Annotated in this window: 17 protein-coding genes; 1 reads left to right on the top strand and 16 read right to left on the bottom strand. The window is 41.1% G+C overall.

Going from position 1 to position 14,229, the window contains the following annotated elements; all coding sequences use genetic code 11:
* Window positions 1-154: 154 nt before the first annotated feature.
* The 6 genes from ACOSV2_RS07835 to ACOSV2_RS07860 form a co-directional block, all read right to left on the bottom strand.
* Window positions 155-886, bottom strand: a complete 732-nt coding sequence (locus ACOSV2_RS07835; RefSeq protein ID WP_397553494.1) for a pseudouridine synthase — start codon at window positions 884-886, stop codon at window positions 155-157.
* Between the two features lie 147 nt (window positions 887-1,033).
* Window positions 1,034-1,561: a spore maturation protein gene (locus ACOSV2_RS07840; protein ID WP_428974652.1), complete on the bottom strand. Its 528-nt coding sequence runs from the start codon at window positions 1,559-1,561 to the stop codon at window positions 1,034-1,036.
* The gene (locus tag ACOSV2_RS07845; protein ID WP_113967626.1) at window positions 1,562-2,155 is read right to left on the bottom strand and encodes a nucleoside recognition domain-containing protein; all 594 of its coding nucleotides are present in this window, start codon (window positions 2,153-2,155) and stop codon (window positions 1,562-1,564) included.
* The gene (locus ACOSV2_RS07850; protein WP_428974653.1) at window positions 2,148-3,308 is read right to left on the bottom strand and encodes a D-alanyl-D-alanine carboxypeptidase family protein; all 1,161 of its coding nucleotides are present in this window, start codon (window positions 3,306-3,308) and stop codon (window positions 2,148-2,150) included. Before ACOSV2_RS07850 ends, ACOSV2_RS07845 begins: the two co-directional genes overlap by 8 nt.
* A gap of 208 nt (window positions 3,309-3,516) precedes the next feature.
* A complete protein-coding gene (scpB, locus tag ACOSV2_RS07855; RefSeq protein ID WP_397553492.1) occupies window positions 3,517-4,110 on the bottom strand; it encodes an SMC-Scp complex subunit ScpB in 594 nt (197 codons plus the stop codon).
* Window positions 4,097-4,861, bottom strand: coding sequence for a segregation/condensation protein A (locus tag ACOSV2_RS07860; protein WP_397553491.1), 765 nt, complete (start codon window positions 4,859-4,861; stop codon window positions 4,097-4,099). Before ACOSV2_RS07860 ends, scpB begins: the two co-directional genes overlap by 14 nt.
* A gap of 183 nt (window positions 4,862-5,044) precedes the next feature.
* Here ACOSV2_RS07860 and ACOSV2_RS07865 point away from each other — a divergent pair, with 183 nt between their 5' ends.
* Complete coding sequence (locus ACOSV2_RS07865) at window positions 5,045-5,566, top strand: DUF309 domain-containing protein (RefSeq protein ID WP_428974654.1); 522 nt, start codon at window positions 5,045-5,047, stop codon at window positions 5,564-5,566.
* A gap of 28 nt (window positions 5,567-5,594) precedes the next feature.
* On the opposite strand, the gene ACOSV2_RS07870 is transcribed toward ACOSV2_RS07865, so the two are convergent.
* The 10 genes from ACOSV2_RS07870 to ACOSV2_RS07915 form a co-directional block, all read right to left on the bottom strand.
* Window positions 5,595-5,969, bottom strand: coding sequence for a GNAT family N-acetyltransferase (locus tag ACOSV2_RS07870; protein ID WP_428974655.1), 375 nt, complete (start codon window positions 5,967-5,969; stop codon window positions 5,595-5,597).
* A gap of 363 nt (window positions 5,970-6,332) precedes the next feature.
* On the bottom strand, window positions 6,333-7,634 hold the full coding sequence (gene lysA / locus ACOSV2_RS07875; RefSeq protein ID WP_428975081.1) for a diaminopimelate decarboxylase: 1,302 nt from the start codon (window positions 7,632-7,634) through the stop codon (window positions 6,333-6,335).
* Window positions 7,635-7,710: 76 nt separating this feature from the next.
* Window positions 7,711-9,189 (bottom strand): spore germination protein, encoded by a 1,479-nt coding sequence (locus tag ACOSV2_RS07880; RefSeq protein ID WP_428974656.1) that lies wholly within the window; start codon window positions 9,187-9,189, stop codon window positions 7,711-7,713.
* Complete coding sequence (locus ACOSV2_RS07885) at window positions 9,182-9,751, bottom strand: stage V sporulation protein AE (RefSeq protein ID WP_428974657.1); 570 nt, start codon at window positions 9,749-9,751, stop codon at window positions 9,182-9,184. Before ACOSV2_RS07885 ends, ACOSV2_RS07880 begins: the two co-directional genes overlap by 8 nt.
* A gap of 22 nt (window positions 9,752-9,773) precedes the next feature.
* The gene (locus ACOSV2_RS07890; protein WP_113967618.1) at window positions 9,774-10,196 is read right to left on the bottom strand and encodes a stage V sporulation protein AB; all 423 of its coding nucleotides are present in this window, start codon (window positions 10,194-10,196) and stop codon (window positions 9,774-9,776) included.
* Entirely contained in the window at window positions 10,186-10,806 is a 621-nt protein-coding gene (locus tag ACOSV2_RS07895; protein ID WP_428974658.1) for a stage V sporulation protein AA, read from the bottom strand. Before ACOSV2_RS07895 ends, ACOSV2_RS07890 begins: the two co-directional genes overlap by 11 nt.
* A gap of 274 nt (window positions 10,807-11,080) precedes the next feature.
* Window positions 11,081-11,845 carry an RNA polymerase sporulation sigma factor SigF gene (gene sigF, locus ACOSV2_RS07900; protein WP_113967614.1) on the bottom strand — a complete coding sequence of 255 codons (765 nt, stop codon included), beginning with the start codon at window positions 11,843-11,845 and terminating at the stop codon, window positions 11,081-11,083.
* 12 nt (window positions 11,846-11,857) lie between these two features.
* The gene (gene spoIIAB, locus ACOSV2_RS07905) at window positions 11,858-12,301 is read right to left on the bottom strand and encodes an anti-sigma F factor (protein WP_428974659.1); all 444 of its coding nucleotides are present in this window, start codon (window positions 12,299-12,301) and stop codon (window positions 11,858-11,860) included.
* A gap of 1 nt (window position 12,302) precedes the next feature.
* On the bottom strand, window positions 12,303-12,653 hold the full coding sequence (gene spoIIAA, locus ACOSV2_RS07910) for an anti-sigma F factor antagonist (protein WP_113967610.1): 351 nt from the start codon (window positions 12,651-12,653) through the stop codon (window positions 12,303-12,305).
* A gap of 134 nt (window positions 12,654-12,787) precedes the next feature.
* Window positions 12,788-13,954 carry a D-alanyl-D-alanine carboxypeptidase family protein gene (locus ACOSV2_RS07915; RefSeq protein ID WP_397553485.1) on the bottom strand — a complete coding sequence of 389 codons (1,167 nt, stop codon included), beginning with the start codon at window positions 13,952-13,954 and terminating at the stop codon, window positions 12,788-12,790.
* Window positions 13,955-14,229: the final 275 nt, after the last annotated feature.

Here is a 14,229-nt window from a genome sequence, read left to right on the forward strand (position 1 = left end):
AGTCCCTGCCATAATGTAATGTTCCATTCCTTCATAATAAGCAGGGAAATATCCCTTGGATTTCAGGGTAAAATTCCTTTCCCATTATATCATTTATCACTTAATAGATAGTGTAAATTATATGAAGGATATGTGACACTTTCCATACTATTCTTTATCGGATACTTCCTGTTTCAGCCAGTGTTCTCAACTGTTTCACTTCATGTGGAGTAAGCTCTCTACCTTCTCCAGCGTTCAACCCGTGAAGGGTAAGGAATGCATATCTTTCCCGTTTCAGCTTTTGAACCGGATATCCAAGGGCTTCGAACATTCTGCGTACTTGGCGATTTCTGCCCTCATGAATGGTAATTTCAACGATGGATTTCCCTTGTTTCTTATCAATGCTTAAAACTTTCACTTTTGCCGGAGCCGTCATGCCGTCCTCCAGTTTAACCCCTTTTTCAAGTTCTCTGATTTTGAATTTTGGTGGAATTCCTTTTAATCTTGCTACATACGTCTTTTCAATTTCGTTACTTGGATGCATCAGGGAGTTAGCGAAATCCCCATCATTGGTTAGAAGAAGAATACCTGACGTCTCATAGTCCAGTCTTCCTACCGGATAGATTCTTTCTTGTATTTCAGGGAAGAAATCCGTTACAACTTGACGGTCTTTATCGTCCGTCACAGCTGAAATGACTCCTCTTGGTTTATAGAGCATATAATATACTTTATTTTCTCTTTCAATCTGAATCCCTGTCACTTCAACTCTATCGGAATGAGAAACCTTGGTTCCTAATTCTTTCACTACTGTACCATTGACCTTTACTTTACCTTCTATAATTAATTGCTCAGCTTTTCGTCGTGACGCTACGCCACTATGAGCAATAACTTTTTGTAATCGTTCCACGGTCTTTCACCTCATTTAATTTTCAATACATTTGTCTTCATGAATTATTACACAATCCAGGCAAAATAGAAAGGTATAAAGAAAAATCGACCTTTTCAGTCGATTTCTTTATACCTTATTGTTTCCTTTATTAATAGATGCCAACCATTAAAACATAACCGTGACGATGAAGATGGCAGCAACGATCCCTACGACATCTGCCAGTAATCCAACTTTAAGGGCGTCTCCCATTTTCCGGATCCCTACGGCACCGAAGTACACGGTCAATACGTAAAGGGTCGTATCGGTGCTCCCCTGTAAGGTTGAAGCAAGTCTTCCGATAAAGGAGTCAGGTCCGTGGGTAGCGACTATATCGCTCATCATACCCAGGGCAGCTGTTCCTGAAATGGGTCTGATAATGGCAAGTGGCACAATCTCCGGCGGAATACCGAGTGCAAGCAATCCCGGACGGATGAGGTTAACAAAGAACTCAAGTGCCCCTGATTCTCTAAAAATCGTAATCGAAACAAGCATTCCAATAAGAAAAGGAATGATCGATACGGCAATTTTAATGCCTTCTTTTCCCCCATCTACAAACACTTCATACGTTGGTACCTTTTTGAGGGTGCCATAGATTAATATGAAGCCAATCATAATCGGGATTAACCATAATGAAATGGTGGATATCCATTGCATCTACTTCACCTCACGACGAGTACGTCTATAATGAAAATAACGGTCTATCAGTATGGCTCCGATGGTCGATAACATGGTGGCAATTAAGGTTGGTCCTACAATTTCAGTTGGAGAAGCTGAATCATATTTCATCCGGATCGCAATGACCGTTGTGGGAATGATGGTTAGACTTGACGTATTAATCGCTAAGAAAGTAATCATCGACCTGCTCGCATAGTCTTTTCCTCCGTTAAGCTCCTTCAATTGCTCCATCGCTTTGATCCCGAGAGGTGTTGCTGCGTTACCAAGGCCGAACATATTGGCCATCATATTCGATAATATATACCCCATTGCAGGATGATTATCAGGTACCTCCGGAAACAACCGGGTGACAAATGGCCTGAATAATCTGGCCAGTTTATCCAGCAATCCCGCTTCCTGGGCAATCCTCATGATTCCCAACCAAAACACCAATACACTGACCAACCCTATACAGAGGGTAACGGCTTCATTTGCAGAAGTGAATATGGCTTCGTTTACTTCTTTCATCTTCCCGTTGATAATGGCGAACACTAAACCGATGATGGTCATCCCAACCCAAATGAGATTAACCATGATCCCTGACCCCTATAAAGGACTCAAAGGAATAGGCCCAGAATTTCCACCAGCTCTTTTCTTTTTCTTTTTCATCCGTTGTTTTATAGAATATGGGAAGAGTGTCTACTTCTTCGTCTTTTAAATACACGACAGCCTTTCCTACTACTTCAGGTACATTTTTATTCTTTAACCATTCCTCTTTAGGCTTTAACATTTTGTACTCTACCTTCACATCATCCACTTCATCGTCTTGAAGGGTTAGGACAGATTCCCGTTTAAGAAAGGCATGATTCTTATATATTTCGTCATCCATTTTTTCAATCATGCCTTCTTCCAGGACGAGCTTATAATCATATTGCTTAAACCCGTATTCAAACATTCCTATATGATCATTCCAATCATCAGGTCCATTGAGGGTAACGGCAATCAGGTTCTCCCCGTCCTTGGAAGCTGTGGACACAAGCGTTCTTTTGGCTAGTTTTGTATATCCCGTTTTCCCACCCGTACTATGCTTATACAACTCTGTTAATAATCTATTTTTATTCTTCCACTTCCGGTCCCACTTTTCTTCAGGATTTGGTGCTGTATGCACTTTTGTCCCTGCAATCTCCTTGTATACTTCATTCTCCATTGAATATCTTGTCAGAACTGCCATATCGTAAGCAGTGGAATAGTGGTCTTCATGATCATCGAGACCATGTGGATTGGAAAAATGCGTATTTTTCATTCCAATTTCATTCGCTTTTTCATTCATCATATAGGCAAACCCGTCAAGACTTCCTCCAACAGATTCTGCGATGGCGACTGCCGCATCATTCCCGGATCTCAACATCAGCCCGTAAACGAGATCTTCCAGCTTGATTTTCTCCCCCGCTTTCAGGTAAAGGGAGGAACCTTCCGTGCCCGCAGCATTCGAGGAAACCGTTACTTCCTTATCCATCATTCCGGATTCAACCGCAAGAATCGCCGTCATGATTTTTGTGATGCTTGCTATCCGACTTTGACTGTGGGCATCCTTTTCATAAAGGATCCGGCCCGTCTCCTGATCCATTAAAATCGCCCGCTGTGAACTAACGGAAGGTGCGGCCTGAACTTCATTGGAAACGACTACAAATAGCAAAGTGAGGATTAGAATATAATATATGTAAAATTTCACTCTCTTACGATTCACACCCATCTACTCCTTTAATTCTAACGTGTTTGTACAAGTTTATGCAGGACAAGGGGTAATATGAATGAAAATCCGTATTTCACACCAAGGTTCAATTTCTGGCATTTCACCCACGAAAAAACACAGCAGAGGTTCTCTGCTGTGTCTTTTCGTGATTCTATTCTTTTTGGTCCGAGTCCATGCCTGTCCATTTATATGTGATTCTGCTCTACTCTTTCGATTCAATCGTTTCCTGGAATTTCTCGAAAAACAAGTCCGCTTCATCCTGCATGAATTCGTCCTCGATATTTTCAGGTAAGGGAGGAAGTTCTTCTATTCTCTTCAATCCGAAATAGTCCAAAAATTCTTTTGTCGTTCCAAATAAGTAGGCACGACCTGTCCCTTCCGCTCTTCCAACTTCCTTAACCAGTCCTTTTGACGTAAGGGTCTGAATGGGACGCTCGGTTTTGACACCTCTGATTTGTTCAATCTCCATCCTCGTGATCGGCTGCTTATAAGCGACAATCGCAAGTGTTTCTAGAGCTGCCTGCGATAAAAAGCTTACATTTGGTGACTCTACCAATTTCTTCAAGTAATCGGCGTTGCTTTTTTTTGTCACCAATTGAAAGGTGTCCGCTATCTCAATCATATAGATCCCCCGATTGGGATCCTTGTCATAATCCGACTTTAACTCCTCGATCACAGCCATCGCTTCCTGATCATCGATTTCCAGAACAGAACAAACCTGCTTGAGTGAAAGACCTTCATCCCCCGCTGCGAACAATAAGCTTTCCAGGATCCCTTTCCAATTATGACTGTTCAACTAGACCTACCTCCTCTCCTGCTTCAACAAAGATATCCGTGAAGTTTTTTTCTTGATTGACAATGATTTGCTTTCTCTTCATTAATTCCAGAACGGCAAGGAAAGTTACAACGAGATGTTCTTTATTATCAGATGGGAAAAGACTTGTAAAGGATGTACGCTCTTTGATATTTCGCAGGCTATGAAGAATATCATTCATTCTCTTCTCAATGGATATTTCCTGCCTGGTAATTCTGGTTTGCACGGGTCTTTGCAGCTTTTTACGCCTCAATAGTTTATGAAAAGCTCCTAGCATATCATATAAAGATACTTGAACCTCACTATTCTTTAAATCCACTTCCTCTGTAAATTCAGAGAGATCACTTGGAGGTTTCGTATACACTTGTCCCCGTTCTTCCTCACGGTGCTTCAGCTCATTGGCAGCTTCTTTAAACTTGCGATACTCAATCAACCTCTCAACTAATTCATCACGGGGATCTTCCTCTTCGAATTCAATTTCATCGTTTGAAAGGCCATCATCATGTTTAGGGAGAAGCATTTTACTTTTAATCGCTAATAATGTGGCTGCCATCACTAAGTACTCACTGGCAACATCAAGTTGCAAGCTCTTCATCGTATGTACATATAACATATATTGCTCAGTAATTTGAGCCATAGGAATATCATATATATCAACTTCCAACGAATTAATCAGATGCAAAAGAAGATCTAACGGACCTTCAAAAGCGTCAATCTTCACATTGTATTCCACTTTATCACCAAATTTCTAATTACAGTCATTCCTGATCGCTACTTAATAGTATAGTAGATTGACCTCTATTCTCCAATAGAAAGTTTTTGAATAAAGAGGAGGGACCTGTCGTTTTGGCAAAGATGTTGAATATGCTACACTTTAAATACTCAAACGGTATTTTACTATAAAGGAGGGGCTCACATGATTTATCCTAAGCCTTATTTAGAATTCTTAATGTATTTCCACGGAAATCGTGATTACTTCGAGTGCCATGAGGTATTGGAAGAATATTGGAAATGCGTTGACCCTAAGAACCGTTCTTCCCATTGGGTTGGCTTGATCCAGGTTGCTGTGGGTTTGTATCATTACAGAAGAGGTAATCTTTCAGGAGCAACCCGGACACTTAAGAAAGCCGTTCAAAATATCGAACTGAATCAGGATGAACTTTCACGATTAGGGATCCACCCTGGTAAACTTCAGGAAAAGCTTGTAGACATCACCCATGGGCTAAGTACCAATCAGCCCTATAGCAGCATCAATATCCCCCTGACGGATGCATCTCTACAAGAGCAGGTCCAATCCCTGTGTGAGGACAATGGGTACTCCTGGTGTTCTCCAAGTGATTTAAAGAATAACGAGCTCATTCATCGACATTCCATGCGTGACCGTTCAGAAGTGATTTTAGAGCGGAAAAATGCATTGCAACGAAAAAAAAGAGGCTGACCACCTACAGTTCCAGTGGCCGTCCTCTTTATTGTTCTTCGTCTATTACTTTATCTTGATCGATTTCGTCACACTTCTCAAAAAATGAAGCGGTCTCTGAATTCGGCTTCACTTCATGCTCAGAATGCATGTCTCTAAGATGCTTCACCATTGATTTCCCAATTCCTTCGTGCCGATGGGATGGATTGACGGATATATGCTGAATTTCTAAAGTACTATCTGTCTTGAATACTCCAATTAAACCTACTATGTCCTCTTCTTTCCATAAAAAGAGCTGCCAATTATCTTCAGTTTCGTATTGCTTCATCGTCTGTTGAAGCTTCTTCAAATCCTTTTCATGTGGCATGAAAGATAATAATCCCATTGCGATCTTTTCAAACGCCTTTTTATACCGAATTAACATATTTACCCCTCGTTATGTTTTATGCCTAATCTATTTATTTCCTATTATAGACAAAAACTAGAAATTTAATTGATATGAACGTTTATTTATCTTACTAAATTTACTTTTATTAATCAACTTTAACCAATCAGTTTCCAGCCAGGAACAGCCAGTAGATGACTCCCCACACTATGCCTGATACTAATAAAAACAAGAACAATCCCTTATTGCTGATCTTCATATATGACTCCTTTGTCTACACTATATTCACCTTTATATGTCATTGTTATTGTATAGTAAAATCAATATTTGTTAAAGTATGTAATAAAAAACGCAAAAAAAGTAGTCTTTAAGTACGATATACTTAAAGACTATGTTTCCAGCTTATTTAAATGTTACATCGAGTGAAACCATATCCTCATAGGTCTCTCTTTGAACAGCTAATCTTGCTTCTCCATTCTCGACAAATACGACAGCGGGACGGGGAATACGATTGTAGTTATTTGCCATGGAATATCCGTATGCACCAGTACAGAACACAGCAAGCGTGTCACCAGCTTCTGATTGTGGAAGGGGTAAATCCCAAATCAACATATCTCCGGATTCACAACATTTACCAGCGATTGACACAGTTTCTTCAGGGGGGTGATCTGCTTTATTCGCAATCACCGCTTCATATTTTGCCTTGTAGAGAGCCGGTCTAATATTATCACTCATTCCCCCATCAATGGCTAAGTACTTTCGGATGTTGGGCACTTCTTTTCTCGACCCTAATGTATATAGGCTGGTCCCTGCATCACCAACAAGGGAACGGCCCGGCTCGATCCAAATTTCCGGCATTTTTAGGTTGTACCTCACCACTTCCTGTTTTACAGCCGCAATCATTTCCTTCACATATTGTGCAGGTGGAATCGGGTCATCATCCTTCGTATAGCGAATGCCAAATCCACCGCCCAAGTTAATCACTCTCGGATCGTAATCATATTGAGATTTCCATTGTGCCACCTTCTCAATAATTTTTTTTGCAGCAAGAATGAAGCCTGTCGTCTCGAATATTTGGGAGCCAATATGGCAGTGCAGACCTAACCATTCAATCCCGTCATAGCTCATCGCCATTTTCATTGCATCCCGGGCTTGACCATTCCCCAAATCGAATCCGAATTTGGAATCCTCTTGTCCGGTTAAAATATAATCATGAGTATGGGCTTCTATCCCAGGCGTCACTCTTAACAAAACCTTCGTCACTTTTTCAGTGGATTGTGAGATGTCATTCACAAGTTGCAGCTCGTAGAAATTATCGACGACAATGCAACCTATGTTGTTTTCAATGGCCATCATCAGTTCTTCTTCAGATTTATTATTTCCATTAAAATGGATGCGTTCAGGAGGGAATCCTGCCTTCAAGGCAGTATATAACTCCCCTCCTGAAACCACATCCAGTGATAATCCCTCTTCTTTCATCAATTGAAAGACCGCGATACATGAAAATGCCTTACTGGCATAAGCAACTTCCGCTTTCACTCCCAGGGAATCAAATGTTTCTTTAAAACCTCTTGCCCGTTCCCTAATGAGTTCAGTGTCATAAACATAAAGGGGTGTACCGTAATTTTTGGCCAATTCTAAGGTGCTCACCCCTCCTATCGTCAGATGACCATTTATGATTTCTGCTGATCCATGAAGATGCATGAAACGTCTCATTCCCCTCTTTAATGCTCTGCTAATTAAACGTAATTTACCACAGAATGAGAGTTGTTGCAATATTCTAAGATTTTGCCGGCTGCTTATACTTATTTCTCGGCTGAACAATGCTAGGTCTGATTTTGGATCCCGGCACGGCTTTTCTTATCAGAATCTGCATAAACGCCTTTGGACTGAAAGGAAGTAACGGCCATAGGTAAGGTGTATTGAGTGATTTAATATTAACTACAAATAAAATAAATAGCATGCTGCCGATCATAAGACCAGGAATATGGAAGAATGCGACTAATACAAGCAGAAGAAGTCTTGCCATCTTATTCGCTACACTTAGTTCATAACTAGGAGTCGCAAATGTACCGATTGATGCAACCGCTACATAAAGGATGACCTCTGGTTGAAAGAGACCCACATCAATGGCAATTTGCCCAATTAATACAGCTGCTATTAAACCCATAGCTGTGGAAAGTGGGGTCGGGGTATGAATGGCGGCAATCCTGAACATCTCGACTCCCATATCCGCTATAAACAATTGAACGATGACAGGTATATTGGTCTGTTCATTCGGTCCCACATATTTTATGACCTCAGGTAATAATGAAGGATCCAGTACGAATAAATACCACAATGGAAGTAAGAACAAGGATGCGAGTACACCCATGAATCTTGTCCATCTTACAAATGTTCCGACAGCAGGTGATTGTCTGTATTCTTCAGCATGCTGCAGATGATGGAAGAACGTAGTCGGTGTGATGATCACACTTGGCGAAGTATCCACGAAAATCAGAACATGTCCTTCTAATAGGTGAGTGGCAGCTACGTCCGCCCTTTCCGTGTATCGTACTAAAGGATATGGATTATACCCCTGCTTCACCAGAAACTCCTCTACGGTTTTATCCGCCATCGTGAGACCATCAATTTTGATACTTTTCAACTCTTTCTTGATCACTTCTACTAAGCTGGGGTTTGCCACATCATTTATATAGGCAATGGAAATGTCTGTTTTGGATCGTTCTCCAATGCGAAATATTTCAAACCTCAATCGTGGATCCCGAATTCTTCGTCTAGTCAAAGCAGTATTCACAATAATATTCTCTACATACCCATCACGGGAACCACGGACTACCTTTTCAGTATCAGGCTCTGAAGGCTGTCGCCCGGGGTAACTACGAACATCAACAATGATTGCCTCATCATAGCCTTCGACAAAGACTGCTATTAGTCCTGATAGCACTTCGTCAACTGCTTCTTCAATCGTTTTAACCGGCTCAACCGATTGATGGACAAGTCGATTATGTACAATTTCATATAATCGGCTCGTTGCACGCTCATGATCATTGATCTCAACGAGTTCCTCCACGATTTGAATAATGTAGGAAGCATCAGTCAACCCGTTTATATAGTAAATGTGCACTCCTTTTTTCAAAATCATAAGTTTACGTACACCTAAATCAAAACTTTTGTTTAATCCTACATGATTCTTCATGTACTCTTCTATAACTGCTAAATCTTTTGATATTGGTGTTTCTTTCGTTTTCTCAGGCATGATATCCGCTCCTTTCCAAGATGATTTCTACAGCCTTTTTCGTAATGGGCGAACCTTGTGAGTAGTCATCCCTTTTGGCCATTTTGCCAATGTCACCAATTCCGACAATAACGGGAACATCCAGTTCATCAAGGCAATAAACCGTATCACCCGTTAACCTTCCCATATCCATTTCAGGTACACCGAATTTATCCACCCCATATGGAGTTAATTCACCAAATTTATCAATGCACACATCCACTCTTGTCCATTCGGCCTGCCTGGTTTTACTTGCTACTGCTATGATTCCGAGCACGTCTATGCCAGGGTGATTCGCAACATGCTTCAGGGCCCTTTCGCCTGCTCCTTCTCCAATAAATCCACTATCATCAAACATGACAAAGACGGGGTCATTCTTTGCACTTCTGATTAATTTCACAATCTCTGGCCCTGATAATACAGAAGGATTTCCTTTAGAGCTTGAGATACATCGTCCTCCATACTCTTTTGCCACGCACTCGATTGCCCGCTTGGCATATTCATCTCCATCTGTAATCAGGATCACTTTTCTTTTTTCGTCCATACGAACCCCTGCCTCTTGCTGTTTATTGATGAACCAAGTAGAGCCAATGAAAAAGTGAGCCGACAATTTTCCCAAATACAATCGCCATTATGAGAATGACGATTTGACCTTCAATCCCAATCCGCTTTGCGAGGATCGGGAACACATTCAATACCTCTGTTAATGCAGCCGCCAACAGCCCGATGAACACTCCGCTCGCTAAACCGATGGGCATAAGAACGAATGGGGAAAAGTGCAGCGTATAATTATTTAAGCTGACAAATCCTCCTGCCAGTGCACCTGTAATGACAGCCAGTTCATAGTGGTGAATCATTTTCATTGTTTTTGTTAACTGAGTTAACCTTGGGATGATTCCTAATACGGTTAGAAAAGCTACAAACCCGGAACCGACGGCCAGTCCACCAGCAAAACCAATAAATACCGTAATCAATACGTTAATGGTCATCTAATTTTTTCTGACTTTCTTTATTTTCATTCATGATGACATACTGATCTAAATCCTGCTGGTAGTTAAACATTTCAACTTCTAGTGGACTCGGCTCTTCATTGAGCCTCTTTCGAAACACATGGTTGAAAAATAAGATCATCCCAAGGCCTAAACCGAATGAATAGGGAACTTGAAACAGTAATGGATGAGGATCTTCATCCCCAGTTACAAAATGATACAGCCTTTGATGAACTTCCCTCATACTTACATCTTCATGAAAATTCATAATTGCCAGGGCTGCACCGATGAATAATAGTAACCAAACGCCAATGAAGAGCGGAAGAGAGACTTTCTTTTTCTCATAGATCACTTCAATAATACTTTGTGTAGGTCCAATCGTTTGAATATCAAGATCCGAGAAGTTCTTGCATATTTCTCTTATCACTCTCATGACATCGACCACAATGATATTCTTATCAGATGCTGTCACTTGATGAATCGGGATTTGCCTTAATCCTTCCAAAATATTTTCAGGTGCTATAATTTGAGCAAGCTGTCCAAGCTTGACTGTACTCTCTTCCCTTACCTGCACTCGATGACGTAAGCGTATATACAAAATACCTTCCATGCAGTTCACTTCCTGAAAACATGATTTTCCCTTCGTACCAATAGTATGGATTAACGGAAATATTTTATGTAATGGCTGCGTGTGGTCGGTTGAGATGAATGGAGGAAGAAAGGAGAAATAGTAAAGTCTTTGAAGGATCGGAGCTTTTGAAAATGGCAACAATTTCAAAGGGAGAATGTGGGGTCAATAGGTAGCCAACTTTTGTAATGAATAAGAAAATAAAAATAACCTTGTCGTTTCAACATGATTCTTTGAAACAACAAGGTTATTTTGCCTAAGATTCTGTATGCATATGATCTTTCATTGTTTGTAATATCTTCTTCTCCAGTCTCGATACCTGGACCTGGGATATACCCAGTCTATCTGCCACTTCCGATTGGGTTTGGTCTTTGTAATATCTTAAATACACAATCAGCCGTTCCCGATCATCCAGTTCCCTAATGGCTTCTTTTAAGGCAATTTTGTCAAACCATTTATTATCGCTATTATCCGCAATCTGATCCAAAAGGGTAATGGGATCTCCATCATTTTCATAAACGGTTTCATGAATGGAAGAAGGGGCTCTGCTTGCTTCCTGAGCCATGATGACCTCTTCAACCGAATACTCCAGATGTTCGGCAAGCTCACTCACCGTCGGAACCCTTCCGAATTTCTTCGAAAGTTCATCCTTGGCTTTACGAATCTTGTTTCCCATTTCCTTCAGCGAACGACTTACCTTTACAGTTCCGTCATCCCGGATGAACCGCTGGATTTCACCAATGATCATCGGAACGGCATATGTTGAAAACTTGACGTCGTAGCTTAAATCAAACTTATCGACTGATTTCAGCAACCCGATACTGCCTATCTGAAAGAGATCATCAGGCTCATATCCCCGATTGAGGAAGCGCTGGACGACGGACCATACTAAACGCATGTTCTTCTGGACGATCAAGTCCCGGGCACTTTGGTCACCGTCCTGGCTCTGCTTTATGAGCTCTTTCACCTCATGATCCTTCAGAAAGGTCTGTTCCTTTTCTTTCTTAACTTCGACATCCATGGGCACGACTCCTTAATTGCATAGCGCTTTACTATTGGTCAAGTGCTTCTTTAGTCTTACCGTGGTGCCTGTACCTGGGTGTGATGACACTTCTATTTCATCCATGAAATTTTCCATGATGGTAAAGCCCATTCCAGAACGCTCAAGCTCAGGTTTGGACGTAAACAACGGTTGACGGGCTTCCTCTACATCACCAATCCCGACTCCTTCATCGCGAATGGTCATATCGATGTACCCACTTTCTTCCATAATGACAGAAATATAGACGGTACCATTCGGGCTGTTGTCATATCCGTGAATGATGGCATTTGTAACAGCTTCAGATACGACTGTCTTGATTTCAGTCAACTCATCCATCGTCGGATCCAGCTGTGCTATAAATGAAGCAACGGTAACTCTGGCAAAGGACTCATTTTGGCTTAAAGAACTGAATTGAATGTTCATTTCATTTCTCATGTCAGGCGACCCCCAATCTTTGTAATGCGTTTTCTTCAGACGGCTCAAGACGTATAATCTTAAACAATCCGGACATTTCAAATAATCGGTTTACAGAAGGGGAGATCGCACACACAACCATTTCTCCATGCTTTTGTTTAATCTGCTTGTATCGACCCAAAATCACACCTAATCCTGAACTATCCATAAAGCTTAGTTCCTCTAAATTCAAAATGATATGCTTCACATTCTCACTTTCAATCAGATTCGAAGCTTTTTCCCTAAGCTCATCGGCAGTATGATGATCCAGCTCACCACTTAAACGAATACACAAAACATCTTTTTTGACTTCTAAGTTAATAGCAAGACTCACTATCAGAAAGCCTCCTTCTCTGTCGTATAGTGAGTCATTTCGCTATTCTTTTAGTGAATTCCTTCTCCATGACAAAACTAGAAGGAATTCGTCATAATTAGAGGTTATTTTTATCCGAAATCGTAAAGACGGTTTTACTTTCCAACTTTAGTAAATAGGCCAAAGGATTTTTTGTACAGCTCCCACCAGCTTGCATCATTTACATTTTTCTTTGCGACGAGAGTGCTTTCCAACACTTTTTCTCCTTTGTTCATGATGACAAGGGTTCCGACTTTATCTCCTTTTTTGATAGGAGCCTTCAGGTCTTTAGAGAGTGTTATCTTCTGTTCTACTTTATCCAGTTTTTCACCTTTTTGCGTCAACAGGGAGATAGGCTCTTCCGTCACTGCATCCACTCTGTTTTGTTTCCCTTTCGATACTTTCACCTGTGCCAGGGAGTCTCCTTTTTTGAAGAGAGGTTTGGTTGAATACTGATTGAAGGCATAATCCAGCATTTTACTTACCTCGTTGTTTCGCTCTTTAGGAGTCGGTGCGCCGAACACGACAGCAATGACTCTCATATTATCCTTCTTCGCCGTTGCCGTTAAGCAGTATTTCGCTTCATTGGTGAATCCGGTTTTCAGTCCATCCACGCCGTCATAAAAACGAACCAATTTATTCGTATTCACCAACCAGAATTTTTTATCCGTATCTTCACGCAAGTACGATTCATAGCTGCCTGTGAACTTGGTGATTCCTTCATATTTTAGAAGTTCCTTGGCCATCATGGACATGTCATGGGCCGAACTATAATGATCTTTGGACGGTAAGCCTGTCGGGTTTTTGAACCGAGTGTCTTTTAACCCAAGCTCTTCTACCTTTTTGTTCATTTTTTCAACAAAGGCTTCTTCACTTCCTGATATATGTTCCGCCATGGCTACTGATGCATCATTGGCTGAACCAATCGCAATCCCCTTAAGCATTTCTTCAACCGTCATGCTTTCACCGGGCTCCAGGAAGATTTGTGATCCACCCATCGATGCGGCATATTCACTCGCCCGAACACTGTCTTCCCACTTTATTTGACCTTTATCAAGCGCTTCCATGATCAACATCATTGTCATAATCTTAGTCATGGATGCTGGCGCCAGCTTTTCATGGCTATTTTTCTCATATAATACTGTTCCAGTATCCCGCTCAATCAAAACAGCTGATTTCGCTACTTCGGCTAATTCCGACTTCTTCTCCTGGGCAAACCCCATTGAAGGAAACAAAAAAGCTGCTAAAACAAATGTAACCACTATATACGCAAAACGTTTCATCCAACTGTCCTCCAATCAAATCTCGTTTTAAATCAATACTCATAGACCCATTTTTTCCAACTGCATCATTTTTATACAAACATTGGTAAAAAAGTGAGGCTAGACCATGAATGATAGATGGTAAGTGATAGAAATGGTTGAAAGATGGTTAAATTTAAAGGGGATCCTTCAAAAAGGGGATGAAACGAGGTGTTTTTCATCAAGGTCATTGAGATGCAGCATTTTTGTCGGGTAAAATCAGCTCTATTGAGTTTGAGAGACTGCTATTGAAGTAC

The sequence above is a fragment of the Rossellomorea sp. DUT-2 genome, from assembly GCF_052665285.1.